The following is a 26,364-nucleotide window of genomic DNA, read 5'->3' as shown; positions in this document are numbered from 1 at the left end:
CTCAGCTCCGCACGGCGGCCAGCAGGGCGCCGGCCCGATCGACCCGTTCCCAGGGGAAATCGCCGTCGACGCGGCCGAAGTGCCCGTAGGCGGCCGTGGCCCGGTACCGGGGGCGGCACAGGTCCAGGTCGCGGATGATCGCGGCCGGGCGCAGGTCGAAGACCGCTTCGACGGCGGCGCGGATCTGGTCGACCGGCGCCTTCTCGGTGCCGAAGCATTCGACGAGCAGCGACACCGGCGCGGCCCGCCCGATCGCGTACGCCACCTGGATTTCGCACCGCGCGGCGAGGCCGGCCGCGACGACGTTCTTCGCCGCCCAGCGCACCGCGTAGGCGGCGGACCGGTCGACCTTCGAGGGGTCCTTGCCGGAGAACGCACCGCCGCCGTGGCGGGCCATCCCGCCGTAGGTGTCGATGATGATCTTCCGCCCGGTGAGTCCGGTGTCCGCCGCGGGGCCGCCGAGCTCGAACCGCCCGCTCGGGTTGACCAGCAGCCGGAAGCCCGTCGCGGTGAGGTCCAGCCGCGCCAGCTCCGGCCGGACGACCTCCGCGGCCACCGCCGGGGTCAGCGTCGTCTCGAGGTCGATCCCGGCGTCGTGCTGGGTGGAGACCACGATGGTGTCCAGCCGCAGCGGCCGCCCGTCCTGGTAGGCGATCGTCACCTGGGTCTTGCCGTCCGGGCCGAGGAACGGCAGGACGCCCTGGCGGCGCACCCGCGCCAGCCGCTCGGCGAGCCGGTGCGCCAGCACGATCGGCAGCGGCATCAGCTCCGGGGTTTCGTCGCAGGCGTAACCGAACATCATGCCCTGGTCCCCCGCACCCTGGTGGTCGAGCCCGGCCCCGTCGCCCTGCCGGGTCTCCAGCGACCGTTCGACGCCCTGGGCGATGTCCGGCGACTGCCGGCCGAGCGAAACCTGGACCCCGCACGCGGCCCCGTCGAACCCGCGGCGCACGGAGTCGTAACCGACGTCGAGGATCGTCTCGCGGACCAGGCCCACGACGTCGTCCGGGACCCGGCTCACCTCGCCGGCGACGTGCACCATCCCGGTGGTCACCAGGGTTTCGACCGCGGCCCGCGCCGCCGGATCGGCCCGCAGGGCCGCGTCCAGGACGGCGTCGCTGATCTGGTCCGCCAGCTTGTCGGGATGTCCCTCGGTCACCGATTCGGACGTGAACAGCCGATCGGGCACAATCGCCTCCCGCGCTTCGAAATTTCCGACGGGACGCATTCGCCACAGCGCGAACGGCGCTGGATCCGATTTCGAGAACGCCCCCGTAATGCATTCCAGTGTGCGGCACCGACCGGCCGTCCGGCAATGCCGGTAGGTGGTAACCCGCGGTGCGACCTTCCACCTACCCCGTCGGCCGGGCACCGGGTTCCGGGCTTTTCCGCACCGGAACAGCCTGCCCCGCACGGCATCCGTGGCTCCGGGTGGCCGGGCCGGACCCGCGGGGGTCAGCCGCGGACGGCCCGGTCGCTTTCCGCCGGATCCGTTTCGGCGGTTCTCCCCGGTGCGCCGCCGTTCTCCCGGATGCGGTGCGGCCGCCCGGTTTCGCCGCCCACTCCGGCGTGCTGCAGCCAGAGCCCGGCGGCCTGCGAAGTCAGGATCGACAGGATCACCAGCACGGTGAAGAAATCCTCGTTGATCACCCCGGCCGACAACGTCACCGTGGCGAGCACGATACCGGGCCCGCCACGGGCGTTGAGCGCGATCGCCAGGTCGACCGCGCTGCGCGGCGGCTCGCCGGCCACCCGCGCGCCCAGCCAGACGCTCACGGTCTTCGTGACGCACGCGAGCAGCAGGTAGGCGAGGAAGAAGCCGACCGACAGGTGGTGCACCAGGTCCAGCTGCAGCCCGACGACCGCGAAGTAGAGCGGGATGAACAGCGCCAGCGACACCTTCTTCAGCGCGTCCCAGGCGTGCTCGGCCTGCTCGCGGCGGCGCACGTCGGTGTCGTCGGCGTCCGCGCCGGCCGCCGACACCCCGGCGAGGATGGCCCCGAACACCGGGTTGACGCCGATGAACACGCACACCAGCACCAGCACCAGCAGGAACAGCAGCCGGAACGCCGTCGCGCTGCGCCGCTCGACGAAGTTGAACCGGTTGTGCGCCAGTACCGCGAAGATCTTCCGGCCCCACGGCATGAACACCGCGAACAGCACGAGGCTCGCCGTCACGTAGTACGCCGTGGTGAGGCCGATGTCCGGCACGCCGACGAGCGACCACAGCCCGAACACCGGCGCGGCGGCGCCCTGCACGAGACCGAGGATCACCGCGAGTGTGACGTACAGGACGACGTCCTCCAGCAGGGCCACGGAAAGCACCACCCTGGCGAACCGCGTGTGCAGCAGGTCGAGGTCGAGCATGATCCGCGAGATCACCGGGATGCTCGTCACCGCGATCCCGATCCCGAACACCAGCACGAACGTCAGCCGGGTGCCGTGCGGGCCGGAATAGGCGGTGTGGTCGAACAGCCCGACGCTCGCCATCGCCGCCGCGAACGGGAGGACCAGCCCGCTCAGCGCCACCGCGACGACGGTCCGGCGGCGCGCGGTGGTGCGGGAGGCGAGCACCTCACGGCCGGACAGGAACATCAGCAGCAGCAGGCCGAGTTCCTGGAGCACGCCCAGCCCCACCGGGGTGACGCCGGCCTTCGGCAGCAGGGCGCTCGCGGCGCCCGGTGCGATCAGGCCCAGCACGGTGGGGCCGAGCAGCAGCCCGCCCAGTATCTCGCCGATCACCGGCGGCTGGCGCAGCAGCGTGCACAGCCGGGCGCCCAGGTGCGCGACCGTCAGCAGCATCGCCATCGCGACCAGCAGCCGGGCGAGGTCGGCGGATTGGAGGGACATGACGACCTTTCCGGAAGGGCGGAGCGCGTGCGGTCAGGCGGCCACGACGCGGACGGAGATCCCTGCGTTGAGGTTGTACGGGTAGGCGAGGCTCGCGGCGTTGCGGGCCAGCGCGAGGTAGCCGCGGCTGGACAGGTACGCCACCGGGGTGCCGATCGGCCCGGCGTCGGCGAAGGTCGGGCTCAGCGGCAGGTCGAACGGCAGCACCTCGTCGAGCGTGATCCGCAGCCGCGTGCCGTAGCCGGCCCCGAGCTTTTCGAGGTCCTCGCGGTGGATGTTGGTCCACACGTTGCCGAAGGGGTGGTCGATCGCCGTGACGACGCCGACGAGTTCGCCGTCGTCGTTCTGGGCGGGCTTGGCCCGCTCGAACCGGACGATCTCGTCGTCGGCCAGCGGCCGGCCGACCTTCTCCAGCGGGAACCCGGCCGCCAGGTGCGCCGAGGGCAGCGCCACCATTTCGCGGCTGTAGAAGGTCGGCTCCGGCTGTTCCGGGATCACCTCGGTGGAACTGACCTCGTACGCCTCGACGTACCCGTGCTCCTCGATGACCGAGGTGAGCAGGCCGTTGTTGGGGGCGATGTAGATGTAGGAACCTTCGGCGCGTTCGAACCCGGCGCCGGAACCGGCCCACTGGCCGCGCGCCCCGCCCTTGGCGGCCTGCTTGATCCGCAGCGCCACGGACCGGGTGGTGGTGCCGGTCGCCGGGTAGGTGGTGGTGGCGAACACCGTGCCTTCGGGGAACAACCGCGGCAGGTCGACGATGTAGCGGGCGCCTTCTTCGACGTCCCAGGGTTTCATGGTGTGGCAGACGTCGACGATCGTGACGTCGGGGCAGACGCTGAGCATCAGCCCTTTGCACTGGGCCACGGAATCGTCGGTGATCCCGAGGTCGCTCATGAATGCGATGATCGGGCGGCTTGGCTTGGCCATTGACGTGCTCCTCGCGCTATGGAATCGAGTGCAGAACCGCAGATCCCGACCCTATAAGGACGGTTTCAGCACGACAAGGAAAACCGGTCGACCCACCGGAAATGTGGCCATTGGATGCAGGACGGCAGGCGGATGGTCGCAGTTTTCGGATACCACTTTCCACGGCAGGAAAAAGCCCGCCCCGGCGTGCGTGCCGCCGGGACGGGACGATTTCGGCCGCGTTCAGTAGCGGTAGTACCCGGGTTTGTAGGGGCCCTCCACCGGAACCCCGAGGTACTCGGCCTGCTCCGGGGTCAGCGTACTGAGCTTCACCCCGAGCGCGGCCAGGTGCAGGCGGGCGACCTTTTCGTCGAGCCGCTTGGCGAGGGTGTGCACGCCGACCGGGTACGCCTCGGGGCGGGTGAACAGCTCGATCTGCGCGATGACCTGGTTGGTGAAGCTGTTGCTCATCACGAACGACGGGTGCCCGGTCGCGTTCCCGAGGTTGAGCAGCCGGCCCTCGGACAGGACGATGACGGCGTGGCCGTCCGGGAACCGCCATTCGTCGACCTGCGGCTTGACGTTCGTGCGCACGACACCCGGCACGGCGGCCAGCCCGGCCATGTCGATCTCGTTGTCGAAGTGCCCGATGTTGCCGACGATCGCGTGGTTCTTCATGCGCGCCAGCGTGTCCACGGTGATCACGCCGATGTTGCCGGTGGCGGTCACGAAGATGTCGCCCACGCCCGCGATTTCGTCGAGGGTGGTCACCTGGAAGCCGTCCATCGCGGCCTGCAGCGCGCAGATCGGGTCGATCTCCACGACGACGACCCGCGCACCCTGCCCGCGCAACGACTCCGCGCAGCCCTTGCCGACGTCGCCGTAGCCGCAGACCACCGCGACCTTGCCGCCGATCAGCACGTCGGTGCCGCGGTTGATGCCGTCGATCAGGGAGTGGCGGATGCCGTAGCGGTTGTCGAACTTCGACTTCGTCACCGAGTCGTTGACGTTGATCGCCGGGAACAGCAGCTCGCCGGCCTCGGCCATCCGGTAGAGCCGGTGCACGCCGGTGGTGGTCTCTTCGGTGACCCCGCGGACCCGGCCGGCGATCGCGGTCCACTTGCCCGGCTGCCCGGCGATCGACGAGCGCAGCAGCTCCAGGAACGCCGCGTGTTCCGCCGAGTCCGCTGTGGACGCCGGCGGCACCTCGCCCGCCTTCTCGAACTCGACGCCCTTGTGCACCAGCATGGTGGCGTCGCCACCGTCGTCGAGCAGCATGTTCGGCCCTTCGCCGCCGGGCCAGGTGAGCGCCTGCTCGGCCGCCCACCAGTACTCTTCGAGCGTCTCGCCCTTCCAGGCGAACACGGGCACGCCCGCGGGGTCCTCGGCCGTGCCGTGCGGACCGGCGACGACCGCCGCGGCGGCGTGGTCCTGCGTCGAGAAGACGTTGCAGCTCGCCCAGCGCACCTGGGCGCCGAGGGCGACCAGGGTTTCGATGAGCACCGCCGTCTGCACGGTCATGTGCAACGAGCCGGTGATGCGGGCGCCTTCGAGCGGACGCGCGGCGGCGTGTTCCGCGCGCACGGCCATCAGCCCGGGCATTTCGTCCTCGGCGAGGGTGATCTCTCTGCGGCCGAACCCGGCGAGGGACAGGTCGGCTACTCGGTGGGGAACTCCGGTCGGCACCGCGCTCGTCCTTTCTCCGACGGCATATGGTCGTCACGCTAGGCTTTTCGCCCCGGCCACAACAATGAATCCGCGGGAAAACACCACCTTCGGCACCGCGCCTACGACCATCGTCGGAGCCGGCCTACCCTCATCCGCACATTCCGCGCCCGAGCTTCCCGTTGCTAGGATCGCGGCACGGGCACCCGGCGGCCGGATCCCCCTGCCGGGCAACGACTTTCCATCTGCCGAGAGGCGGGAGCGGTTATGGCGACCAACTCGGTCGAGGCCGAGATCGGCATCATCGGCGGCAGCGGGCTCTACGACTTCCCGGGCCTCGGGAACGTCAGCGAATTCCGGCTGTCCACCCCGTTCGGAAATCCGAGCGACGCGGTGGTGGTCGGCGACCTCGACGGCAGGCGGGTCGCATTCCTGGCCCGCCACGGAAGGCACCACCAGCATTCCCCGGCGGCCATACCGGCGGCGGCGAACATCTACGCGATGAAGTACCTCGGCGTCCGCGAGCTGGTCAGCGTGAGCGCGGTCGGCAGCATGCGCGACCACCTGCGCCCGGGCGAGCTGGTCGTCCCGGACCAGCTCGTCGACTTCACCAAGGGCCGCACGTCGACGTTCTTCGACCGCGGCCTGGTGGCGCACCTCCCGTTCGCGGAGCCGTTCTGCCCACGGCTGCGCCGGCAGGTGCTCACCGCGGTGAGCACCGTGCCGGGGGTCGCCTCGCACGGCTCGGGCACGTACCTGTGCATCGAGGGCCCGCAGTTTTCGACGCGGGCGGAGTCCGACCTGAACCGCGCGCTGGGCATGGACATCGTCGGCATGACGGCGGCCCCGGAGGCGAAACTGGCCCGCGAGGCGGGGCTCTGCCTGGCCACGATCGCCCTGGTGACGGACTACGACTGCTGGCGGCAGGACGAAGCCCCGGTGACGGCGACGATGGTGGCGGAGGTGATGCGCAGGAACGTGGCCGCGGCCCAGCAGGCGATCCGCAACCTGACGGCGGCGCCACGGGAGGAGCGAACGTGCGACTGCCAGGACGCTTTGTCCCAGGCAATCATGTCGAACGCGGCCTCGATGTCGGACTGCGACCGCGACCGCCTCGACCTGCTGGCCGGCCCCTACCTTCCCTGAGGCCGGTCGGCGGCGAGCGTCGGCCGGTCCCCGAGCGCGACCGCGCCCAGCACCTCCCGCCGTTGCCATTCCGGCAACAGCATTTGCCTTCCCAGGTACCCCCTCCCCATCCTCGGAGGCAGACCCCGAGGAGGCACCATGCCGCACGACCACCCGATGACCGTCGACGCCATGCTCAAGCAGGAGTTCTGGGAGGCGCTCTACCAGCGAGACGACCGGATCTGGAGCGGGAACGTCAACGTCAACCTGCAGACCGAGGTCGAGGGGCTGAAACCCGGGCGGGCGCTCGACCTCGGCTGCGGCGAGGGGGGTGACGCGATCTGGCTCGCCCGGCACGGCTGGACCGTCGACGGTGCCGACATTTCGACCACCGCGCTCGCGCGGGCGGAAGCCGCCGGTCGGGAGGCCGGTGTGACGGTCGACTGGCTGCACCGGGACATCCTGAGCTGGCGGCCCGAGGACGCCTACGACCTCGTCTCCGCGCAGTACATGCACCTTCCGCCCGCGCTGCGGCGCGACGTCTTCACCGCGGCCGCGGCGGCGATCCGGCCCGGTGGCTCGCTGCTGGTCGTCGGGCACTCGCCGAAGGCCATGCGCCAGTTCGACGGGCAGAAGCCGCCCGAGGAGCTGTTCTTCGAGCCCGAGGAGATCACCGGCTACCTCGGCGACGCGTGGCAGTGGCTCGTCGAAACCTGCGAGACGCGCGGTGAGGGCCACCACACCGACGCCGTCTACCGGGCTCGGCGGCTCGAAGCGTGACCGGGCCAGGCCCGCTCACCTCCCCCGACGGCGGTGAGCGGGGCCTTTCCGGTCAGGCGAGCTCGAGGCCGTACGCCTGCAGCTCGCGGGTGAGCGGGTAGAAGTAGCTGGTCACCGTGTCGCCGCCGGACAGCGTGCCCAGGCCCGTCGATCCGTCGTACGCCGGGCCGCCGGAGTCGCCGTGGTCGGTGTGGGCGGTCGTGCCGAACTCGTGGTTGAGCACGCCGACGTCGAAGTTGACCGACTCGTCGACCGAGGTGACCTCGCCGCTGCCGCCGCCGGTCGTCGAGCCCTGCTTCTCGATCTGCTCGCCGACCGTCGGGGCCGCCGCCGACGTGATCGGCCGGCCGGTGTTGATCTCGCCCGGGCCGGTGCCGTTCGGGCGGGTCAGCAGGCCGGAGTCGGCGCCGGGGCAGTCGCTCTCGACGACCTGCGCGCCGGAGACGTCGCCGCCGGACCAGGTGCCGCCGAGGTTGGTGCAGTGGCCCGCCGTGAGCAGGTACGGCGACCCGCCGCGCGTCACGTTGAAGCCGAGCGAGCAGCGGCCCTGGCTGTTCTGGATCGCGTCGCCGTCGGCGATGTACAGCGACAGCTTGCCGGTGCGGTGCTCGACGCGGACGCTGTCGCCGTACTTCGCGGCGGCCGCGGAAACCTTGTCCGCGGTCTCCTTGCTGGCCGCGTCGTAGACCTTCACGACGACCTGGTTGGTCTTCGTGTCGATGCCCCACGCGGTCTGCGGCACGTTCTTCACCGCGTCCAGCTGGTTCTTGACCCCGGTGAGCGCGGCGAAGGTGTGCTTGACCTTCTTCGCGGTGAGGCCGGCCGCCTGCACCCGCTGCAGCGCGGCGTCGTCGACGACGTTCACGACGGCCTTGCCGTTTTCGAGGTAGACGCCGCCGGACGCGGCGCCGAGCGTGTCCGCCACCTGGGTGGCGGTGCCGATCGCGTGGGCCTGCAGTTCCGCGAAGGCCAGCGGGGACGCGGTGGCCGCCGAAGCGCAAACACCGCTGGTCAGCGCGGCGGCCGACACGACGGCGAGGGTCTTGAGGGCGGTCTTCCGGGGAGTCATCAACTTCCTCCAGGGGTGGGCGTCGAAGCCTGTGCCGACACTTTCGTTGCCAGGCAACCAACGCACTACCGACGAAGGTTGGTTAATAACCAAGGGAACCGGACATACCGCTCAGATCACCCGGACGGCCCAGCTTCGCGAGGCGTCCGGCCTACTCCCGCGGCCAGCGGACGTGGTCTTCGTAGCCCGGGTTCTTGCGCAGATACCCGGCGATGAACGGGCAGACCGGCACGATCGTCCGGCCCTGGGCGACGACGTCGTCGAGCGCGCCCGCCGCCAGCACCTTGCCCAGGCCCTGCCCGGAGAACGCGTCGTCGATCTCCGTGTGGGTGAACACCGTGCGGTCGCCGCGCCGGTCGTACTGCGCGATCCCGGCCAGCTTCTCCCCCGCCCACAGCTCGTAGCGGTCCTCGTCCGGGTTGTCGACCACCCGGTTCTCGTCGGTCATCAGCTCTCCTCGTTCGGGGACACCCCCATCGTGCGACGGCCCGCCACGGCGTGCCGATCGGGCCGGGCGCCCGCTGGGCCGGCCGGGGGAAGCGGCCCTCCCGTTCGTGTGCTTCGCGGCTGTTCCCCTTGGCGGACACCGCGGCCGGCTGGTTGCCTCGCGGTGTGCCCGAGCAGCCGTTCGTCCTCCCCGAGTTCTATATGCCCTACCCGGCGCGGCTCAACCCGCACCTGGAGGGCGCGCGCGAACACAGCAAGGCGTGGGCGCGCGAGCTGGACATGATCGACGTGCCGCAGCACGGCACGGTGATCTGGACCGAGCGCGACCTCGACGCCCACGACTACGCGCTCCTCTGCGCGTACACCCACCCGGACGCCGGCGCCGACGAGCTCGACCTGATCACCGACTGGTACGTCTGGGTCTTCTACTTCGACGACCACTTCCTCGAGCTCTACAAGCGCACCGGCGACATCGACAGCGCGCGCACCTACCTCGACCGGCTCGAGCTGTTCATGCCCGCCGAAGGCGAGATCACCGCGACGCCGGAGAACCCGGTCGAGCGCGGCCTCGCCGACCTGTGGAACCGGACGGTCCCGCACCGGTCGGCCGGCTGGCGGCGCCGGTTCGGCGAGAGCACGAAGGCGCTGCTGGACGAATCGCTGTGGGAGCTGGCCAACATCAACGAGGGCCGGCTGGCCAACCCGATCGAGTACGTCGAGATGCGGCGGAAGGTCGGCGGCGCGCCGTGGTCGGCGAACCTGGTCGAGCACTCGGTGCACGCCGAGGTCCCCGGCTCGATCGCCGCGTCCCGGCCGATGGAGGTCCTGCGCGACTGCTTCGCCGACAGCGTCCACCTCCGCAACGACCTGTTCTCCTACCAGCGCGAGGTGCAGGACGAGGGCGAGCTGTCCAACGGCGTGCTCGTGTTCGAGAAGTTCCTCGGGCTGAGCACCCAGCAGGCGGCCGACGCAGTCAACGATCTGATCACCTCCCGGCTGCACCAGTTCGAGCACACGGCGCTCACCGAGGTGCCCGCGCTGCTCGACGAGCACTGCGTCGACCCGGCCGCGCGCGCGGCGACGTTCGCCTACGTCAAGGGCCTTCAGGACTGGCAGTCCGGCGGGCACGAATGGCACCTGCGGTCCAGCCGGTACATGAACGAAGGCGCGCTGGCCGGCCGCGGTGGCCCGGACCTCGGCGGCGCCGACGGCCTCGGCACCTCCGCGGCCCGCATCTTCGCGTCGGTGCTCGCGACCGCGCCGCAGCGGCTGCGGGCCTACGGCTCGACGCCGTTTCGCGCGGTCGCCGTTCCGCGACCGTCCGTCGACGTGCCGTTCCCGCTGCGGCTCAGCCCGCACCTCACCGCGTGCCGGGTCCGCAACGTCGACTGGGCACGGCGCACCGGCTTCCTCGACGGCGTGGTGTGGGACGAGCGGAAGCTGCGCGCCGCCGACCTGCCGCTGTGCGCGGCGGGCATCCACCCGGACGCGACGGCCGACGGCCTCGACCTCACCAGCGACTGGCTGACCTGGGGCACCTACGCCGACGACTACTACCCGGTGGTGTTCGGCGCCACGCGCGATCTCGCGGGCGCGAAGGCGGCCGATTTCCGCCTGTCGGCGTTCATGCCGACGGACGGCTCGCCGATGCCCACACCGGCGACGACGCTGGAGGCGGGCCTGGCCGACCTCTGGCCGCGGACCACGGCGGGGATGCCCCCGGAGAACCGGCGCGCGGTGCGCCGCGCGGTCGAGACGATGACGTCGAGCTGGCTCTGGGAGCTGGCGAACCAGGCCCAGAACCGCATCCCGGACCCGATCGACTACGTCGAGATGCGGCGCCGGACGTTCGGTTCGGACCTCACGATGAGCCTCTCGCGGTTCTCGCACGGCCGTTCGGTGCCGCCCGCGCTGTACCGCACGCGGCCGGTGCAGGCGATCGAGCACTCGGCGACGGACGTGGCGTGCCTGATCAACGACCTGTACTCCTACCGCAAGGAGATCCAGTACGAGGGCGAGCTGCACAACGCGGTGCTGGTGGTGCGGAACTTCCTGGACTGCACCGAGGAGCGCGCGTTCGAGGTGGTGACCGACCTGGTCCACGCCCGCCTGGCGGAGTTCGAGCACGCGGCGGCGAGCGAGCTGCCGGCCCTGTTCCGCGACCAAGCCGTCGAGCCGGACATCCAGGAGATGCTGCTCGGCTACGTCCAGGAGTTCCGCGACTGGATGGCCGGGATCCTGAACTGGCACGAGAACGTGGGCCGCTACACCGAGCCGGAGCTGAGCTACCACCCGGCGGCGGTGCCCACGTTCGGCGGCCCGACCGGCATCGGGACGTCGTCGCTGCGCATCTCGGCCCTGCTCCCCGTGGGTCACTGAACGGCGTTGCCCTGGCCACTCCGCCGGGCGTTCCCCGCCGGTGGAGGTGATACTCGGGACGTGAGCGGCTTCAGCCTGCGATTCCTCGGCCATTCGACCGTCCGCCTGGAACTCGGTGGCCGGGTCGTGCTGACCGATCCCGTGCTCACCGCGCGCGTCGGCGGGCTCGTCCGGGTGGTTCCCGTGCCGGCGCCGGCGAGCTACGCCGACGTCGATCTCGTCCTGCTTTCCCACCTGCACGGCGACCACCTGCACCTGCCGTCGCTGAGACTGCTCGGCACGCGGCCCCGGATCGTCGTCCCCCGCGGGGCCGGGTCGTGGCTGCGCAGCAAGGGCTTCGAGCGCGTCGAAGAGATCGCGCCCGGGGAGACGCTCACCGAGGGCGGCCTGACCGTCACCGCCACCGAAGCCGTCCACTCCGGACACCGCTGGGGGCCGCGCCTGACCCACGGGCCGCAGAGTCCCGCGCTCGGGCACCTCATCGAGGGCGACGGCCGGAAGGTCTACAACGCGGGCGACACCGACCTCTTCGACGGCATGCGCGACCTCGGCCCGGTCGACGTCGCCCTGCTGCCCGTCTGGGGCTGGGGGCCGAACCTCGGCCCCGGGCACCTCGACCCCGCCCGCGCCGCGCGGGCCGCCGGGCTGGTGCACGCCCGGGCGGCCGTCCCCGTGCACTGGGGCACCCTCGCCCTCCCCGGCGTCCGGCGCACCGCGCGGATGCGGCGGCTGCTGGCCGACCCGCCGCGCGTGTTCGCGGCCGAGGCGAACGGCCACACCGAGGTGCTGTTCACCGAGCCCGGCGCCGACGTCGTGCTGCCCGCGCCGACGGACCGCGCGTGAACTGGACGGACCCGGCCGCTGTCGGGTACCCGGCGGTGTTCGGCGGCGTGCTGCTCGGCTCGATCGTGCCGGTCGTGCCCACCGGCGCGGTCGTCGGCGCCGCGGCCGCGGTCGCCACCACCACGGGCCACCTGTCCCTGCCGCTGGTCATCGTGCTCGCCGTGCTCGGCGCGTACCTCGGCGACGTCGTGACGTTCGGGATCCCGCGCCTGGGCAGCGAAGCCGCGTTCCGCTGGATCAGCCGCCGCCAGCCGGCCGAACGGCTCGAGAAGGCCCGCGACCAGTTCGCCCGGCGCGGCTGGCAGCTCGTCGTGATCGGCCGGCTCGTCCCGGCCGGGCGCATCCCGGTGCTGCTCGCGGCGGCCGCGCTGAGCTACCCGTGGCGGCGCCTGCTGCCCGCGGCGCTCGGCGCGTGCGTGCTTTGGGCGTGCGCGTACGCGGTGCTCGGCATCGTCAGCGGCGGCATCTTCGACTCGCCGCTCATCGCGACGCTGCTGGCGACGGTGCTGGTCCTGCTGGTGACCGTCCTGACCAACCTGATCGCCCGGTGGCGGCGCCGGACCAAGGAGCGGGTGTGACGACGACGGCGCCGAAGGGCCGGCTGCTGCGCGGCGGCCGGGCCGTGGCCCGCGCGCTGGGCGTGTGGGTCGCGGTGACCGGCGCGCTGCGCCTGCTCGACGTGCTGCTGCCCGGGTTCCGGATGACGCACTGGTGGCAGCCGGCGGTGTGCGCGCTGCTGCTCGGCCTGCTCGCCGCCGTCGGCTGGCCGCTGGTCATGCGGATCGCCTACCCGCTGGCGTTCTTCACCTTCGGCCTCTCCGGGTTCCTGCTGATCGGCGCCGGGACGCTAACGGTGTTCCGCACGGTACCCGGGGTCGAGGTGGCCGGGTTCCGGACCGCGGTGATCGTGACGCTCGGCATGGCCGCGGTCGGCGCGCTCATCTCCAGCCTGCTGGCCATCGACGAGGACGAGATCTTCTTCCGCCGGGCCGCCCGCCGCCGCCGGCGCCACGCGCCCGCCGCCGGAACCGCGGACCAGCCGCCCGGCGTGTTGTTCCTGCAGATCGACGGCCTCGGCTTCGACACCGTCCGCCGCGCGGTCCGCGACGGCGACATGCCGACGTTCGCCGCCTGGCTCGCCGAGGGCAGCCACGCGCTGACCCGCTGGCACACCGACTGGAGCTCGCAGACCGGCGCGAGCGTCTGCGGCATCCTGCACGGCTCCAACCACGACATCCTCGGGTTCCGCTGGTACGAAAAGGACCGCGACCACGTGATGGCGTGCGCGCACCCGGCCGACGCGGCCGAGATCGAGCGGCGCCATTCGGACGGGCGCGGGCTGCTGGCCGGCGACGGCGCGAGCCGCGGCAACCTGTTCTCCGGCGACGCCGGCCACGTCAGCCTCACCATGAGCTCGATCCCGGTGCTGGTGCCGAAGAAGCTGCTGCGCCGGCACCGCGACCGGCTCGGCGCGGGCTACTACGCCTACTTCGCGAACCCGGTCAACGCGCTGCGCACGCTCGCCGTCGCCCTCGCCGACGTCTTCCGCGAAATCAACGCGTCGGTGCGCCAGCGCCGCGCCGGTGTCGTGCCGCGGGTGCCGCGCGGCGGCTGGTACCCCCTCGCCCGGCCGGGCACGACGGTGATCGCGCGGGACGTCGTCGTGTCGGCGATCCTCGGCGACATGCTGGCCGGCCGGCCCGTGGTGTACGCGGACTTCCTCGGCTACGACGAGGTCGCGCACCACTCCGGCATCGAGCGGTTCGACACGCTGTCGGTGCTTCGCTCGATCGACCAGCAGATCGCGCGGCTGCACCGGGCGAGCCGGCTGGCGCCGCGCCGCTACCACGTGGTGGCGCTGTCGGACCACGGCCAGACCCAGGGCCAGGCGTTCTCGCAGCGCTTCGGCGAGACGATCGAGGCGTGCGTCGGACGGCTCTGCGGTGGCACGCCGTCGCCGTCCGCCGGCAAGCGGCGCCAGGCCGAGAGCTGGCAGATCAACGCGGCCCTGGCGGAGGCGACGAAGAGCGGCGGCCCGATCGCCCGCCGGCTGCGCGCCCGCGTGGCGGACGCGGAGTGCGCCGAAGACTCCCCGCGCACGACGTCCGGCTCGCCCGGCGCGGTCACCCGGGTGGCGCCCGGCGTGGTGGTGGTCGTGTCGGGGCACATCGCGATGGTGTCGTTCACCGAGCACGAAGGCCGCGTCGAGCTGGAGACGATCGAGCGCGAGCACCCGGACCTGCTGCCGTCGCTGGTGGACCACCCGGGCGTCGGGTTCCTGCTGGTCTCGAGCCGCGAGTCCGGCCCGGTGGTGCTGGGCCGCGACGGCCTGCACCGGCTGGCGACGGGCGTGGTGATCGGCGAAGACCCGCTCCTGCCCTACGGCCCGCACGCCGCGGACCTGATCCGCCGGGTCGACACGTTCCCGCACTGCGCGGACGTGATGATCAACAGCCGGTACGACCCGGACTCGGACCAGGCATCGCCGTTCGAGACGCACGTGGGCTCGCACGGCGGCCTGGGCGGCCCGCAGCAGCACGGGTTCGTGGTGCACCCGCGCGAGTTCGCGGTCCCGGGCGAGGTCGTCGGCGCGGAGGCCCTGCACCGGGTGTTCCGCGGCTGGCTGGCAGAGTTGGGGCACGCCCCGGTGGAAACCCCGGTTACGGAGGTAGTTTCGTGAAGCTGACGGTGTACGGCGCGAGCTGGTGCCCGGACGTGAAGCGCAGCCGCGCGCTGCTCGACCGCGAAGGCGTCGAGTACTCCTATGTGGACGTCGAAGCCGACGCGGCCGCCGAGCAGCGGGTCCGCGAGCTGCAGGACGGCGCCCGCCGGATCCCGACGATCGTCTGGGAGGACGGTTCGTTCCTCGTCGAGCCGTCGGACGACGAGCTCAGCGCGCGCCTGTGAAGCTGCTGCGGGAGCTGCCGCTCGGCACGCGGGTCGTCGTCCGCTACCGCATCGAGGGCGGCTTCACCGACGCGCTCGGGAACCTGACCGCCCGCGACGGGACGACGTGCACGGTGGAGACCCGCCGCGGCCCGGTCGTGGTGGCGTTCGACGCGGTCACGCTGGCCAAGCCGGTGCCCCCGCCGCCGGTCCGGAAGTCGCGGTTCGACGAGCTGGTCGCCGAGGCCGAAGCCGTGTCGGTCGACGGTTGGGACTTCTCCTGGCTGGACGGCCGCGCCACCGAGGAGCGGCCTTCCTGGGGTTACCAGCGGCTGCTGGGCGCCCGGCTCGCCCAGGTCGAAACCGCCCTCGACCTCGAAACCGGCGGCGGCGAGGTGCTCGACGGCTGCCCGGCCCTGCCGCCGCTGATGGCCGCGACCGAGTCCTGGCCGCCGAACGTGGCTCGCGCTTCGGCCCGCCTTCGCCCGCGCGGGGTCGTCGTCGTGGCCACCGACGGCATCCCGTTCGGCGACGACGTGTTCGACCTCGTCTCCAGCCGGCACCCGGTGACGACGGACTGGCCCGGGATCGCCCGCGTCCTGCGCGGCGGCGGGAGCTACTTCTCGCAGCAGGTCGGCCCGGCGAGCGTGTTCGAGCTGGTCGAGTTCTTCCTCGGCGCCCAACCCGAAGAAGCGCGTCAGAGCCGTCACCCCGACCGGGCCGTGCGAGAAGCCGAAGCGGCGGGCCTGCGAGTGGCCGACCTGCGCTCGGAGTCGCTGCGCACCGAGTTCTCCGACATCGGGGCGGTGGTCTACTTCCTGCGCAAGGTGATCTGGATGGTCCCCGGGTTCACCGTCGGGCCGTACCGGGACAAGCTGCGGGAGCTGCACGAGCGGATCGAGCGTGACGGCCCGTTCGCCGCCCGCACGACGAGGTTCCTCATCGAGGCCCGGAAGCCTTGACGATCGCCGCTTCGACGCCGTCGAGCAGCAGCTCCACCCCGGCCTCGAACGACAGCCGCGCCTCCCGCTCCAGGTAGGGCTCGTCGGACGGCTCGTAGGCACCCTCCGCACCGAGCCGCGCCACCGTCGGGAAGCGCGCGGTCAGGTCCGGGACCAGTTCGCCCAGCAACGCCGACCGCGCGGACCACCAGTCCTCTTCGGACTGTCCGGTTTCGGTCGCGGCCTGCCGGGACTCCGCCGCCGCCTGCACCGAGCCGCGGACGACGTTGAACAACGCCGCCACCACCCACCGGACCCGCGGCAGCGGCAGCCCGGTCTCCGCGAGGACGGACAGCAGCGTCTCCTGCACGTGGAACTCCCCCGGCCCGAGCACCGGCCGCGCCGGCGAAACCTGCAGCAGCCACGGGTGCCGCAGGTGCAGCTCCCACAACGCCTCGGCCAGCGCCAGCGCCGCCGGGCGCCAGCCGCCGACCGCCGGGAACGACGACGGCAGCTCGCCCAGCGTCCGGTCGTACATCAGGTCGACCAGCTCGGTCTTGCCCGGGACGTACGTGTAGAGCGCCATCGCGGTCCGGCCGAGGCGCTCGCCCACCGAACGCATCGACAGCGCCGCCATGCCCTCGGCGTCCGCGATGCCGATCGCCGCCGCGACGATCGCCTCCACCGACAGGCCCGGCTTGGGCCCCGGGCCCGTGCGCGGCGCGCCCACCCGAGGCCCCCACAGCAGTTCCATGGACCGCCGGGCGTCGCCCTGACCCGCGAAGACGACCACCTTGCCGACTCCTTACACCCTAAAGTAATGTACCCTGAAGAATCACTTTACAGCCTAAACTATCGAGAAGGACGGTATGACCTCACCCAGGCGGGCCGCCGACACCCACGACGTGATCCAGGTCCAGGGCGCCCGGGAGAACAACCTGACCGGCATCGACCTGGACATCCCGAAGCGCCGGCTCACGGTGTTCACGGGCGTCTCCGGCTCCGGCAAGTCGTCCCTGGTGTTCGGCACCATCGCGGCCGAGTCGCAGCGGATGATCAACGAGACCTACAGCGCCTTCCTCCAGTCGTTCATGCCGAGCCTGTCGCGCCCGGACGTCGACCTGCTGGAGAACCTGAGCGCCGCCATCGTGGTCGACCAGGAGCGGATGGGGGCGAACTCGCGGTCCACGGTCGGGACCGCGACCGACGCCTACGCGATGCTGCGGATCGCCTTCTCGCGGCTCGGCGAGCCGTACGTCGGCACGTCCGGCGCGTTCAGCTTCAACCTGCCCGAGGGCATGTGCCCGGCCTGCGAGGGCCTCGGCCGGGTGTCCGACCTGGACGTGAACGCCCTGCTCGACTTCGACCTTTCCCTCCACGAGGGCGCGATCCAGGTGCCGGGCTTCACGCCGGACACCTGGTACGTGCAGACCTACCTCTCCTCCGGCTTCTACGACCCCGACGCGAAGATCCGCGACTTCACGCCGGAGCAGCTCGACGCCCTGCTGCACCGGGACTCCTGCAAGGTGAAGGTCGGCAAGACCAACGTCACCTACGAGGGTCTCGCGGTGAAGGTCCGGCGGCTCTACCTGCACAAGGACGTCGAATCGCTGCAGCCGAAGCTGCGCGCGTTCATCGAGAAGGCCGCCACCTTCGCCACCTGCGGCGAATGCGGCGGCGCGCGGCTCAACCAGGCCGCGCTGGGGGCGAAGATCGACGGCCGGAACATCGCCGACTGCGCCGCCCTGCAGATCAGCGACCTCGCCGAGTTCGTGCGGAACCTCGACGCGCCGTCGATCCGCCCGCTGCTGGGCAACCTGCGCGACACCCTGGACTCGCTGGTCGAGATCGGCCTCGGCTACCTCTCGCTCGACCGGGAATCGGCGACGCTGTCGGGCGGCGAGGCGCAGCGCGTGAAGATGGTGCGGCACCTGGGTTCCAGCCTCACCGACGTCACCTACGTCTTCGACGAGCCGACCGTCGGGCTGCACCCGCACGACATCGAGCGGATGAACAACCTCCTGCTGTGCCTGCGGGACAAGGGGAACACGATCCTGGTCGTCGAGCACAAGCCGGAGACGATCCGGATCGCCGACCACGTCGTCGACCTCGGGCCCGGCGCGGGCGCCGACGGCGGGCGGCTCTGCTACACCGGGAGCATCGACGGCCTGCGCGCGTCCGGCACGCTCACCGGGCGGCACCTCGACCACCGGGTCACCCTGCGCCCGGAAGTGCGCAAGCCCACCGGGCACGTCTCCATCACCGGCGCGAAGCTGCACAACCTGCGGGACGTCAGCGTCGACGTCCCGCTCGGCGTGCTGACCGTGGTCACCGGGGTGGCCGGGTCCGGGAAGTCGTCGCTGATCCACGGTTCCCTAGGCAGGCGCGACGACGTCGTCGTGGTCGACCAGTCGGCGATCCGCGGGTCGCGGCGGTCCAACCCGGCGACCTACACCGGCCTGCTCGACCCGATCCGCGCGGCCTTCGCCAAGGCCAACGGGGTCAAGGCGAGCCTGTTCAGCGCCAACTCCGAAGGCGCCTGCCCGAAGTGCAAGGGCCTCGGCGTGATCTACACCGACCTGGCGATGATGGCCGGGGTCGCGTCGGTCTGCGAGGAGTGCGAAGGCCGGCGGTTCACGCCCGAGGTGCTGACCTACGAACTGCGCGGCAAGAACATCAGCGAGGTCCTGGCGATGTCCGTCGCCGAGGCGCGGGAGTTCTTCGCCGGCGGCAACGCCCGGACCGTCCTCGACCGCCTCGCCGACGTCGGCCTCGGCTACCTGACGCTCGGGCAGCCGCTGACCACGCTGTCCGGCGGCGAGCGGCAGCGGCTCAAGCTGGCGATCCGGATGGCCGAGAAGGGTTCGACGTACATCCTCGACGAGCCGACGACCGGGCTGCACCTCGCCGACGTCGACCAGCTGCTGGCCCTGCTCGACCGGATCGTCGACGCGGGCAACACGGTGCTCGTGATCGAGCACCACCAGGCCGTGATGGCCCACGCCGACTGGCTGATCGACCTCGGTCCCGGCGCCGGCCACGACGGCGGCCGGGTGGTCTTCACCGGCACACCGGCGGCCCTGGTGGCCGACGGCACCACGCTCACCGCCCGCCACCTGCGCGAATACCTGGGGAAGCCGTGAACGCGACCAGTCTGCTCGAAGTGACGGCGGTGCGGCGGGTGACCCCGCGGACCGTGCGGATCACCTTCACCGGCCCCGGTTTGGACGAGCTGGAGCCGTGGCCGGACCAGCAGCTCAAGCTCCTGTTCCCGCCGCCGGGCCGCCCGGTGCGGCTGCCGGCCGCCGACAACGACGTGCTGCGCTGGTACCAGGCGTACCTGGCGATCCCGGCGGAGGAACGCCCGGTGATGCGCAGCTACACCGTGCGCGCCCGGACGCGGGACACGATCGACGTGGACTTCGTGCTGCACGCCGGCCCGGCGGGCCCGGCCACGGCCTGGGCCGCGCAGGCGGCGGTGGGTGACGTCCTCGGCCGGTACGGCCCGGACGCGGCCTACCGCCGTCCGCTGCCGGCGGCGGAGACCGTGCTGCTCGCCGGGGACGAGACGGCGCTGCCCGCCATCGCCACCCTGCTGTCCGAAGTGGACAATGCGGTGGTGTTCGTGGAGGTGCCGGACGCGGCCGAGGAGCAGCCGCTGCCCGGGAACGTGCGCTGGCTGCACCGGGACGGCGCCGAGCACGGCAGCCGCCTGCTGGCGGCGGTCCGCGAGGCGGCGCTGCCGGCGGGAGCGGCGGCGTGGCTGGCCGGGGAGGCGTCGACGGTCCGCGCGTTGCGCCGGCACCTGGTCGGCGAGCGGGGCTTGGCGAAGGGCGGCATCGAGTTCACCGGCTACTGGCGGCGCAAGCTGACCCAGGACGACGCCCCGACCGCCGAGGACCTGGCGGACGCGGCGGAAAAGCTGGAAGACTCGCCCGCGTGCGCGGGGAACTGACGGCGGCGGGCATCGACCCGGCGACGGTGGTGGCGGCCGAGGACCTCGGCGGCGGAACCTACAACCGGGCGGTCCGGATCCGGCTGGCGGACGGACGGCGGCTGGTGCTCAAGATTGCGCCGTCCGCACCCGGCCTGTCGTACGAACACGACCTGCTCGCGACCGAGGCGGAGTACTACCGTCTGGCGTCCGGGCCGCTGCCCTCGGTGGTCGGCGCCGGGCCGGGGTTCCTGCTGATGACGGAGGTGCCGGGCGAGCCGTGGAACCGGACGCCCGGCGCCGGCCCGCACCTGCGGGCCGAACTGGGCGCGATCGTGGCGCGTCTGCACGAGACGACCGGGCCCGGGTTCGGCTACCTCCAGGATCCCCTGCACCCGACGTGGTTTTCGGCGTTCACCGCGATGGTGGACGCAATCCTGGCGGACGCCGTCCGGTACCGCGTGCGCCTGCCCCGCCCGGCGGCGGAAATCGCGCACCTGGTGCGCCGCCACGAGCCGCTGCTGGCGTCGGTCACCACCCCGGTCCTGGTCCACTTCGACCTGTGGCCGGGCAACATCCTGGTCCGGGACGGCCGCGTGTCGGGCATCATCGACGCCGAGCGCGCGTTCTGGGGCGACCCGGTGGCGGAGTTCGTTTCCCTGACGCTGTTCCACGACCTGGACGCGCCCCTGCTGGCGGGGTACGGCGCGGCGGCGTTCGACGCACCGGCCCGGCGCCGGCTGACGTTGTACCGGGTGTACCTGGGCTTGATCATGCTGGTGGAGATGGTGCCGCGGCAGGACACGGACGCGGCCCGCGAACGGTTCGTTTCGGCGTGGCTGACCGAAAACCTGGACGCGGCGCAACGGGCGCTCTGAGCGACGGTTTATCCGGATCCGCCCGGGCGCAGAGCTCGGTACCGTGCAGCCGTGCGCACCGAGATCGTGGTTCCCCTGCTCATCCGCGACCGCACCGAGGCCGACCTGCCCGGGTGCGGCTGGTCGGGCTCCCGCCTGCACCTGGAGCACGTGGCGCAGGAGCTGCGCCGGGACGACGCCGAGTACCTGGTGGCGTGCGCGGCGCGGTCCGGCCTGCCGGTCGGCAAAGGGCTGATCGACTACCGGAAGACCCCCGGCGCCGGCACCAACGGGCAGCTCGCCGTGCACCCCGCCCTGCAGTCCTGCGGAATCGGCACCGAACTGATGCGTGCGGCCGAAGAGCGGATCCGGGCGCGGAGCCTGCCCCACGCCGAGCTGGGCGTCGAAGCCGGGAACCCCCGTGCGCGAGCGTTGTACGAGCGGCTCGGCTACACCGCCTACGGCAGTGAGCCCGACGGCTGGGACGAAGAAGCTCCCGACGGCTCGATCCGCCGCTACGAAACCACCTGCGTCCTCATGCGGAAGCCGGTCACTTGAACACCAGCGACACGAGCTCGTCCACGAACGGCTCCACCAGCTCGGCCCCGGTCCGGTTCAGCGCGCTGTGGAACAGCGCGACCCGCCCGTGTGCGCCGACGAACACCACCGCCGCCGCGCGGCCCGGTGTCACGCGCAGGTGGTGGCCCGCCTCGACGCAGCGCTCGAAGCCCGCCGTCAGGCGGTCGATCACGTCCAGGAGCGGGCCTTTCGGGCGCGTGCCCGGCTCCAGCGCGGACGCGCCGTTCGCAAGCATCAGGCGGTAATGCCCCGGATTCTGCATCGCGAAGGCGCAGTAAGCGTGAATCTGGGCGTGGATCCGGCCCACGACGTCGGTTTCGCCGAGTGACTCCTCCGCCGCGCGCATCGATTCGGCCAGCCGCGCGTATTCGTGCTCGAGCAGGCCGCGGACCAATTCCGCACGATCGGAGAAATGCTGGTAGATGCTCGCCGGGGCGATGCCGACGGCCCGGGCGACGCCGCGGATCGTCAGCCCGTCCTCGCCGCCGAGCTCGGCGAGCAAGCGGCCGGCCGCGGCCAGGATCTCGCCGCGCAGCCGTTCGCCTTCGCCCCAGCGGTTTCTCGTCCGGCCCATTCCCGCTTCGACGCGTTCCGCCACCCGCCTATTCATACGCTGACGGCAGACGGCCCCTTATTCCGGGGTCCGGAAAACGCCTTCAGGAAACCAGCGCCGGGTACAGCCCGGAGAGATCACCGGCGAGCCCGGCCCGCACGTTCCGGCTGACGTCGTCGGCGAGCACCTCGAACCGGCCCTGCTCGACGCCGTCGAGCGCCAGCCCGGCCACCACCGCCGGGTCGACCTTCGGGCCGTCGACGTCCTTGGCCATGTCGGTGTCCATGTACCCGACGTGCAGCGCGGTCACCTGCGTCTTCTGCGGCGCCAGTTCCAGGCGCAGCGCGTTGGTCAGCGACCAGGCCGCCGACTTCGCCGCGGAGTAGGCCGCGACCCGCGGGGCGGTGAACCAGGACAGCACCGACAGGACGTTGAGCACCGCGCCGCCGCCGTTGCGCTCCAGGACCGGCGCGAATCCGCGCGTGACGGCCAGCGTGCCGAAGTAGTGCGTGTCCATCTCCAGCCGGATGTCCTCGAGGGACCCGCCGAGCAGGGACGCCCCGGTGGACGAACCGGCGTTGTTCACCAGCAGCGTGACGTCGCCGGCGGCGGCCACGGCGTCCCGGATGGACGCCGGATCGGTCACGTCGAGGCGCAGCGGGACCACCCCCGGCAGGTCGACTGCGACATCCGAGGCTGCGCCTCGGGCCGGGGGCTCCGCCACCCGGACCCCCGAAAGAATCGAGTCCGGGTTCCGCGCGGCCGCGTAGACCTTGGCCGCGCCGCGCTCGAGCAGCGCAGCGGCGAACCGGCGGCCGAGGCCCCGGTTGGCTCCGGTGACCAGCGCCACCGCACCCGTGATGTCCATGACGAGCTCCTCTCGGATCTGACTTGCTCGTTGCAAGCCAGCTGCGATCGACCCTACGGCGTAAACTTGCTCCCAGCAAGTCAGCTCGAAGGGATCACAGATGAGCCGTCGCATCACCTGGGCGGACGCCGCCTGCCCGATCGCCCGTGCCGCCGACGTCCTCGGCGAGCCGTGGACGTTGCTGATCCTGCGCAACGCCACCGCGGGCACCACCCGGTTCGAGGACTTCCGCACCCAGCTCGGCATCGCCGACAACGTGCTGACGACCCGGCTGGCCAAGCTGGTCGACCGCGGCCTGCTGACGAAGCTCCCCTACCGCGACGGCGGCCGCACCCGCCACGAGTACCGGCTCACCCAGGCCGGCTCGGACGCACTGCCGGTGCTGCACGCCCTCGGCACGTGGGGGCACGCCCACACGTCGTCGGACGCCGCCCCCGGCCCGACGACGCTGGTCCACACCCGCTGCGGGCAGGTCACCCGGCCGGGCGCGAAGTGCGACAGCTGCGGAAAACCCCTGGCCAGGGGCGATCTGGCGTGGCGCGGATCGTGGCTGGACGAGGGCGAAATCCCGCTCGCCGAACCGATCGGCTGAGCCGAACGGCCCCAAGCCGGTACGAAAGTCGGGTCACAAGAGCCGGGCGATTCCGTAAGTTCGACACCCAGCGCGCGCAGACCTGGCAAATTCCCCACGGCAAGGGGTCGTCCCGATGACCAGGAAGTACCTGCTGCCCACCGCCGCCGTCGCCCTCGCGATGATCGCGACCCTGCTGACGGCCGGCCCGGCCTTCGCGGCCGCCGAAGCGGCCACGGTCGTCTACTACGACACCTCGGACGCGCCGAGCTTCCGCGACGCGATCAACGCGGGCGCGGCCAACTGGAACGCGGCGGTGTCGAACGTCAAGCTCCAGGAGAGCTCTTCGGGCGCGTCCCTGCACTACACGGAGGGCAACGACCCGCGCGGTTCGTACGCCCAGACCGACGGCCACGGCAGCGGCACGATCTTCATCGACTACACCCAGGCCGGGCAGTACGACCAGATCCGCATCGCGGCCCACGAAACCGGCCACGCGCTCGGCCTGCCGGACCACTACGAAGGCCCCTGCGCGGAACTGATGTCCGGCGGCGGCCCCGGCCCGTCCTGCACCAACGCCAACCCGGACGCCCAGGAAGCCGCGCAGGTGGAATCCCTGTGGGCCAACGGCTTCACCGGCGCCCGCAAGGCCGCCACCCGGGTCTACGAGGTCACGATGCCGGTGAAGTAACCGGGTGAAGCCCTCCCGGACACGGGTGGTGCCCCGGCCGTGGTTAAGTTCGGGGGATGCTCACCACGCTGGCCGTCGCGAACTACCGGTCGCTGCGCGATCTGGTGCTTCCCCTGACCGGCCTGACGGTCGTCACCGGACCGAACGGCAGCGGCAAGTCGAGCCTGTACCGGGCGTTGCGGCTGCTGGCGGACGCGTCCCGCAACGGTGCCGTGGCGGCGCTCGCGCGGGAGGGCGGCCTGCCGTCGACGCTGTGGGCCGGCCCGGAGAACGGCGTGCGGCGGGGTACCACCCGGGTCCAGGGCAAGGTGCACACGAAGGCCGTCGGGCTGCGGCTCGGCTTCGCCGGCGACGAGTTCGGCTACGCGCTCGACCTGGGGCTGCCGGTGCCGGGCGCGACGCTGTTCAACCTCGACCCGGAGTTCAAGCGCGAAGCGGTGTGGTCGGGGCCGGTCCTGCGGCCGGCGGCGTTGCTCGCGGACCGGGCCGGCCCGTCGGTGCGCACGCGCGTGGCGTCCGGGGCCTGGGGTGACGAGCGGTTCGAGATCCGGCTGACGGACAGCATGCTGAGCGAGTTCGCGGATCCACGGGCCTGCCCGGAGCTGCTGGTGCTGCGCGAACGCATCCGGTCGTGGCGCTTCTACGACCACTTCCGCACGGACGCGGACGCCCCGGCCCGCCAGTCCCGCATCGGCACCCGCACGCCGGTGCTGTCCCACGACGGCGCCGACCTGGCGGCGGCCCTGGAGACGATCATCGAGGTGGGCCGGGCTTCGGAGCTCGCGGAAGTGGTCGACGCGGCGTTCCCGGGGTCACGCCTGGAGGTGCAGACCCAGGACGGCGTGCTGTCGGTTTCGTTCCACCAGCACGGCCTGCTGCGCCCGTTGTCGGCGGCGGAGCTGTCGGACGGAACGCTGCGCTTCCTGCTGTGGGTGGCGGCCCTGCTCACCCCGCGCCCGCCGGAGCTGCTGGTGCTGAACGAGCCGGAGACGAGCCTCCACCCGGACCTCCTCCCGGCCCTGGCGACCTTGATCGCGACGGCGGCGAAGGAGACACAGCTGGTGGTGGTATCCCACGCCCAGCCCCTGATCCGCGCCCTCGCCGCGGTGACGGACGTGGGCACGGTCGAGCTGGAGAAGGAGTACGGCGAAACGAAAGTGTCCGGCCAGGGCCTCCTGGACCGCCCGTCCTGGCACTGGCCGTCCCGCTGACCAAAGCGCCCCAATGTGGCGTTGGTTGCGCTCAACGCACCGAACGCCACATTGGGGCGCTAGCGACCGCGGGTGCTTTCGCGGATCTCCAGAGCGAACGGGGTCTGGATGTCCTGGGGCGGGGACGTCGTGTCCCCCGTGATCCGGCGGTGCACGAGGTCCACCGCGGCCTCCGCCAGTGCCGTTTTGTCCGGGGCGATCGTCGTCAGGGACGGCAGGGAGAATGCGCTCTCTTCGTTGTTGTCGAAACCGACGATCGCCACGTCCTCCGGCACCCGACGGCCCAGCTCGGCCACCGCGCGCAACGCGCCGATGGCCAGGAGGTCGTTGAAGCAGAACACCGCGTCCGGCGGCGATGGCAGCTGCAGCAACGACTTCATCGCCGCCGCGCCGACCGAGCGGTGCCACTTGTCCGCCGGGGCCACCAAAGCGTCCGAATAGGACAAACCCGCCTCGGAAAGCCCCGACCGGTACCCGGCGAGCCGCTGCGACGACGTCCCGCGTGCCGGATTCCGCCCGATTGCCGCAATGCGCGTGCGGCCGAGCGAGGCCAGGTGAGACACCGCCGTGCGCGCGGCCAGGACGTTGTCGATGGCCACGTGGTCGATCGGGACGTCCACCGCGTGCTCGCCCAGCATGACCAGGGGGATCCCGCCCGGATCCGCCGGGAAGTCCGCCGCCTCCAGGGCTTCCGGGTGCACCAGGGCGCCGTCGACCAGGTGCGGGCCCAGCGACGACAGCGTCTCGCGCTCGCGCGGCCGCGTCCCCTGCGTCTGTTCGATCAGGACGCTCCAGCCGCGCTTCTGGGCCGCCGTGATGACCAGGCCGGCCAGCTCGCCGAAGTACGGGATGGACAGCTCCGGCACCATCAGCGCCAGGAAGCCGGTGCGGCCGCGGCGGAGGTTGCGGGCCCCGACGTTCGGCCGGTAGCCGGTCGCCGCCAGGGCCTCCTCGACGCGCCGGCGGTTCTCCGGCTTGACGAAGGCGTAGCCGTTCACGACGTTCGACACCGTCTTCACCGACACTCCGGCGAGCGTGGCGACGTCCTTGAGCGTCACGGTCACGGGCGGTCCCTTCAGAGAGTGAGCACGAAGTGTAGCGAGCCGCTGCCGGTTTACAACGTTGTTCCAACGATGTAAAAAGTACCTCAAGGCTCCCGCGGTGACCCCGATCACCCCGGCGAGCGGGCCACCAACGACGCTGCCC

General features: G+C 71.9%; 25 protein-coding genes and 1 pseudogene. 16 read left to right on the top strand and 10 right to left on the bottom strand.

Annotation, left to right across the window (positions count from 1 at the left end; all coding sequences use genetic code 11):
• Position 1: 1 nt before the first annotated feature.
• From metK to ahcY, 4 genes are all read right to left on the bottom strand, one after another.
• Positions 2 to 1,189 (bottom strand): methionine adenosyltransferase, encoded by a 1,188-nt coding sequence (gene metK / locus C2L59_RS36620; protein ID WP_103354126.1) that lies wholly within the window; start codon positions 1,187 to 1,189, stop codon positions 2 to 4.
• 266 nt (positions 1,190 to 1,455) lie between these two features.
• A complete protein-coding gene (locus C2L59_RS36615; protein WP_103354125.1) occupies positions 1,456 to 2,850 on the bottom strand; it encodes a cation:proton antiporter in 1,395 nt (464 codons plus the stop codon).
• 33 nt (positions 2,851 to 2,883) lie between these two features.
• Positions 2,884 to 3,747, bottom strand: a complete 864-nt coding sequence (locus tag C2L59_RS36610; RefSeq protein ID WP_199199433.1) for an adenosyl-fluoride synthase — start codon at positions 3,745 to 3,747, stop codon at positions 2,884 to 2,886.
• 255 nt (positions 3,748 to 4,002) lie between these two features.
• Entirely contained in the window at positions 4,003 to 5,445 is a 1,443-nt protein-coding gene (ahcY, locus tag C2L59_RS36605) for an adenosylhomocysteinase (RefSeq protein ID WP_103354123.1), read from the bottom strand.
• A 246-nt stretch (positions 5,446 to 5,691) separates the two neighbouring features.
• Between ahcY and mtnP the strand changes: the two genes are divergently transcribed.
• Positions 5,692 to 6,570 (top strand): S-methyl-5'-thioadenosine phosphorylase, encoded by an 879-nt coding sequence (gene mtnP / locus C2L59_RS36600; protein ID WP_103354122.1) that lies wholly within the window; start codon positions 5,692 to 5,694, stop codon positions 6,568 to 6,570.
• Positions 6,571 to 6,708: 138 nt separating this feature from the next.
• Complete coding sequence (locus C2L59_RS36595; RefSeq protein ID WP_103354121.1) at positions 6,709 to 7,329, top strand: cyclopropane-fatty-acyl-phospholipid synthase family protein; 621 nt, start codon at positions 6,709 to 6,711, stop codon at positions 7,327 to 7,329.
• Positions 7,330 to 7,381: 52 nt separating this feature from the next.
• Here the strand turns inward: C2L59_RS36595 and C2L59_RS36590 are convergent, their stop codons facing one another.
• Positions 7,382 to 8,398: a S1 family peptidase gene (locus tag C2L59_RS36590; protein ID WP_103354120.1), complete on the bottom strand. Its 1,017-nt coding sequence runs from the start codon at positions 8,396 to 8,398 to the stop codon at positions 7,382 to 7,384.
• Positions 8,399 to 8,549: 151 nt separating this feature from the next.
• Positions 8,550 to 8,846, bottom strand: a complete 297-nt coding sequence (locus tag C2L59_RS36585) for a GNAT family N-acetyltransferase (protein ID WP_103354119.1) — start codon at positions 8,844 to 8,846, stop codon at positions 8,550 to 8,552.
• A 200-nt stretch (positions 8,847 to 9,046) separates the two neighbouring features.
• On the opposite strand from C2L59_RS36585, the gene C2L59_RS36580 reads away from it, so the two are divergent.
• From C2L59_RS36580 to C2L59_RS36555, 7 genes and pseudogenes are all read left to right on the top strand, one after another.
• Positions 9,047 to 11,224: a germacradienol/geosmin synthase gene (locus C2L59_RS36580; RefSeq protein ID WP_233223873.1), complete on the top strand. Its 2,178-nt coding sequence runs from the start codon at positions 9,047 to 9,049 to the stop codon at positions 11,222 to 11,224.
• 60 nt (positions 11,225 to 11,284) lie between these two features.
• On the top strand, positions 11,285 to 12,067 hold the full coding sequence (locus C2L59_RS36575) for an MBL fold metallo-hydrolase (RefSeq protein ID WP_103354117.1): 783 nt from the start codon (positions 11,285 to 11,287) through the stop codon (positions 12,065 to 12,067).
• Positions 12,064 to 12,645 (top strand): DedA family protein, encoded by a 582-nt coding sequence (locus C2L59_RS36570; RefSeq protein ID WP_103354116.1) that lies wholly within the window; start codon positions 12,064 to 12,066, stop codon positions 12,643 to 12,645. Before C2L59_RS36575 ends, C2L59_RS36570 begins: the two co-directional genes overlap by 4 nt.
• Positions 12,642 to 14,747, top strand: a complete 2,106-nt coding sequence (locus C2L59_RS36565) for a phage holin family protein (protein WP_103354115.1) — start codon at positions 12,642 to 12,644, stop codon at positions 14,745 to 14,747. Before C2L59_RS36570 ends, C2L59_RS36565 begins: the two co-directional genes overlap by 4 nt.
• The gene (locus C2L59_RS36560; RefSeq protein ID WP_103354114.1) at positions 14,744 to 14,974 is read left to right on the top strand and encodes a glutaredoxin domain-containing protein; all 231 of its coding nucleotides are present in this window, start codon (positions 14,744 to 14,746) and stop codon (positions 14,972 to 14,974) included. Before C2L59_RS36565 ends, C2L59_RS36560 begins: the two co-directional genes overlap by 4 nt.
• A pseudogene (locus C2L59_RS49480) lies at positions 14,971 to 15,174 on the top strand (ferrous iron transport protein A); the annotation flags it as partial. The gene C2L59_RS36560 and the pseudogene C2L59_RS49480, both read left to right, overlap by 4 nt.
• Complete coding sequence (locus C2L59_RS36555; protein ID WP_199199437.1) at positions 15,148 to 15,915, top strand: SAM-dependent methyltransferase; 768 nt, start codon at positions 15,148 to 15,150, stop codon at positions 15,913 to 15,915. The pseudogene C2L59_RS49480 and the gene C2L59_RS36555, both read left to right, overlap by 27 nt.
• Here the strand turns inward: C2L59_RS36555 and C2L59_RS36550 are convergent.
• Complete coding sequence (locus C2L59_RS36550) at positions 15,893 to 16,687, bottom strand: TetR/AcrR family transcriptional regulator C-terminal domain-containing protein (RefSeq protein WP_103354112.1); 795 nt, start codon at positions 16,685 to 16,687, stop codon at positions 15,893 to 15,895. The genes C2L59_RS36555 and C2L59_RS36550 overlap by 23 nt on opposite strands.
• Positions 16,688 to 16,763: 76 nt before the next feature.
• Between C2L59_RS36550 and C2L59_RS36545 the strand changes: the two genes are divergently transcribed.
• Genes C2L59_RS36545 through C2L59_RS36530 form a run of 4 tightly spaced genes read left to right on the top strand, consistent with a single transcriptional unit; the run spans position 16,764 to position 21,243 of the window.
• Positions 16,764 to 19,037 (top strand): excinuclease ABC subunit UvrA, encoded by a 2,274-nt coding sequence (locus C2L59_RS36545; RefSeq protein WP_103354111.1) that lies wholly within the window; start codon positions 16,764 to 16,766, stop codon positions 19,035 to 19,037.
• On the top strand, positions 19,034 to 19,849 hold the full coding sequence (locus C2L59_RS36540) for a siderophore-interacting protein (RefSeq protein WP_103354110.1): 816 nt from the start codon (positions 19,034 to 19,036) through the stop codon (positions 19,847 to 19,849). Before C2L59_RS36545 ends, C2L59_RS36540 begins: the two co-directional genes overlap by 4 nt.
• Positions 19,834 to 20,706, top strand: coding sequence for a phosphotransferase family protein (locus tag C2L59_RS36535; protein ID WP_103354109.1), 873 nt, complete (start codon positions 19,834 to 19,836; stop codon positions 20,704 to 20,706). Before C2L59_RS36540 ends, C2L59_RS36535 begins: the two co-directional genes overlap by 16 nt.
• 51 nt (positions 20,707 to 20,757) lie before the next feature.
• Positions 20,758 to 21,243: a GNAT family N-acetyltransferase gene (locus tag C2L59_RS36530; RefSeq protein ID WP_103354108.1), complete on the top strand. Its 486-nt coding sequence runs from the start codon at positions 20,758 to 20,760 to the stop codon at positions 21,241 to 21,243.
• On the opposite strand, the gene C2L59_RS36525 is transcribed toward C2L59_RS36530, so the two are convergent.
• Both C2L59_RS36525 and C2L59_RS36520 read right to left on the bottom strand, forming a co-directional pair.
• Positions 21,236 to 21,838: a TetR/AcrR family transcriptional regulator gene (locus C2L59_RS36525; RefSeq protein WP_199199436.1), complete on the bottom strand. Its 603-nt coding sequence runs from the start codon at positions 21,836 to 21,838 to the stop codon at positions 21,236 to 21,238. The genes C2L59_RS36530 and C2L59_RS36525 overlap by 8 nt on opposite strands.
• 82 nt (positions 21,839 to 21,920) lie before the next feature.
• Positions 21,921 to 22,685 (bottom strand): SDR family oxidoreductase, encoded by a 765-nt coding sequence (locus C2L59_RS36520; RefSeq protein ID WP_103354107.1) that lies wholly within the window; start codon positions 22,683 to 22,685, stop codon positions 21,921 to 21,923.
• 100 nt (positions 22,686 to 22,785) lie between these two features.
• Here C2L59_RS36520 and C2L59_RS36515 point away from each other — a divergent pair, with 100 nt between their 5' ends.
• The 3 genes from C2L59_RS36515 to C2L59_RS36505 all read left to right on the top strand — a co-directional run bounded on the left by C2L59_RS36515 (position 22,786) and on the right by C2L59_RS36505 (position 25,158).
• The gene (locus tag C2L59_RS36515) at positions 22,786 to 23,277 is read left to right on the top strand and encodes a helix-turn-helix domain-containing protein (RefSeq protein WP_103354106.1); all 492 of its coding nucleotides are present in this window, start codon (positions 22,786 to 22,788) and stop codon (positions 23,275 to 23,277) included.
• A 115-nt stretch (positions 23,278 to 23,392) separates the two neighbouring features.
• Positions 23,393 to 23,947 (top strand): snapalysin family zinc-dependent metalloprotease, encoded by a 555-nt coding sequence (locus tag C2L59_RS36510; protein WP_103354105.1) that lies wholly within the window; start codon positions 23,393 to 23,395, stop codon positions 23,945 to 23,947.
• 56 nt (positions 23,948 to 24,003) lie between these two features.
• Positions 24,004 to 25,158: an AAA family ATPase gene (locus C2L59_RS36505; protein ID WP_103354104.1), complete on the top strand. Its 1,155-nt coding sequence runs from the start codon at positions 24,004 to 24,006 to the stop codon at positions 25,156 to 25,158.
• Positions 25,159 to 25,217: 59 nt separating this feature from the next.
• Here C2L59_RS36505 and C2L59_RS36500 read toward each other — a convergent pair whose 3' ends face one another.
• Positions 25,218 to 26,222: a LacI family DNA-binding transcriptional regulator gene (locus C2L59_RS36500; protein WP_103354103.1), complete on the bottom strand. Its 1,005-nt coding sequence runs from the start codon at positions 26,220 to 26,222 to the stop codon at positions 25,218 to 25,220.
• Between the last annotated feature and the right edge of the window lie 142 nt (positions 26,223 to 26,364).

It is taken from the genome of Amycolatopsis sp. CA-128772 (assembly GCF_002904295.1).
Classification (GTDB): Bacteria; Actinomycetota; Actinomycetes; order Mycobacteriales; family Pseudonocardiaceae; genus Amycolatopsis.
The sequence above is the reverse complement of the archived record's forward strand: the minus strand, read 5'-3'. Positions and strand labels throughout refer to the sequence as shown.

Excerpts from the sequence above, each read along its gene's own strand:
- C2L59_RS36615 (WP_103354125.1), bottom strand. The coding sequence starts at position 2,850 with ATGTCCCTCCAATCCGCCGACCTCGCCCGGCTGCTGGTCGCGATGGCG.
- C2L59_RS36610 (WP_199199433.1), bottom strand. The coding sequence starts at position 3,747 with ATGAGCGACCTCGGGATCACCGACGATTCCGTGGCCCAGTGCAAAGGG.
- mtnP (WP_103354122.1), top strand. The coding sequence starts at position 5,692 with ATGGCGACCAACTCGGTCGAGGCCGAGATCGGCATCATCGGCGGCAGC.
- C2L59_RS36595 (WP_103354121.1), top strand. The coding sequence starts at position 6,709 with ATGCCGCACGACCACCCGATGACCGTCGACGCCATGCTCAAGCAGGAG.
- C2L59_RS36590 (WP_103354120.1), bottom strand. The coding sequence starts at position 8,398 with ATGACTCCCCGGAAGACCGCCCTCAAGACCCTCGCCGTCGTGTCGGCC.
- C2L59_RS36585 (WP_103354119.1), bottom strand. The coding sequence starts at position 8,846 with ATGACCGACGAGAACCGGGTGGTCGACAACCCGGACGAGGACCGCTAC.
- C2L59_RS36580 (WP_233223873.1), top strand. The coding sequence starts at position 9,047 with ATGCCCTACCCGGCGCGGCTCAACCCGCACCTGGAGGGCGCGCGCGAA.
- C2L59_RS36545 (WP_103354111.1), top strand. The coding sequence starts at position 16,764 with ATGACCTCACCCAGGCGGGCCGCCGACACCCACGACGTGATCCAGGTC.
- C2L59_RS36525 (WP_199199436.1), bottom strand. The coding sequence starts at position 21,838 with ATGGGCCGGACGAGAAACCGCTGGGGCGAAGGCGAACGGCTGCGCGGC.
- C2L59_RS36520 (WP_103354107.1), bottom strand. The coding sequence starts at position 22,685 with ATGGACATCACGGGTGCGGTGGCGCTGGTCACCGGAGCCAACCGGGGC.
- C2L59_RS36515 (WP_103354106.1), top strand. The coding sequence starts at position 22,786 with ATGAGCCGTCGCATCACCTGGGCGGACGCCGCCTGCCCGATCGCCCGT.
- C2L59_RS36510 (WP_103354105.1), top strand. The coding sequence starts at position 23,393 with ATGACCAGGAAGTACCTGCTGCCCACCGCCGCCGTCGCCCTCGCGATG.
- C2L59_RS36505 (WP_103354104.1), top strand. The coding sequence starts at position 24,004 with ATGCTCACCACGCTGGCCGTCGCGAACTACCGGTCGCTGCGCGATCTG.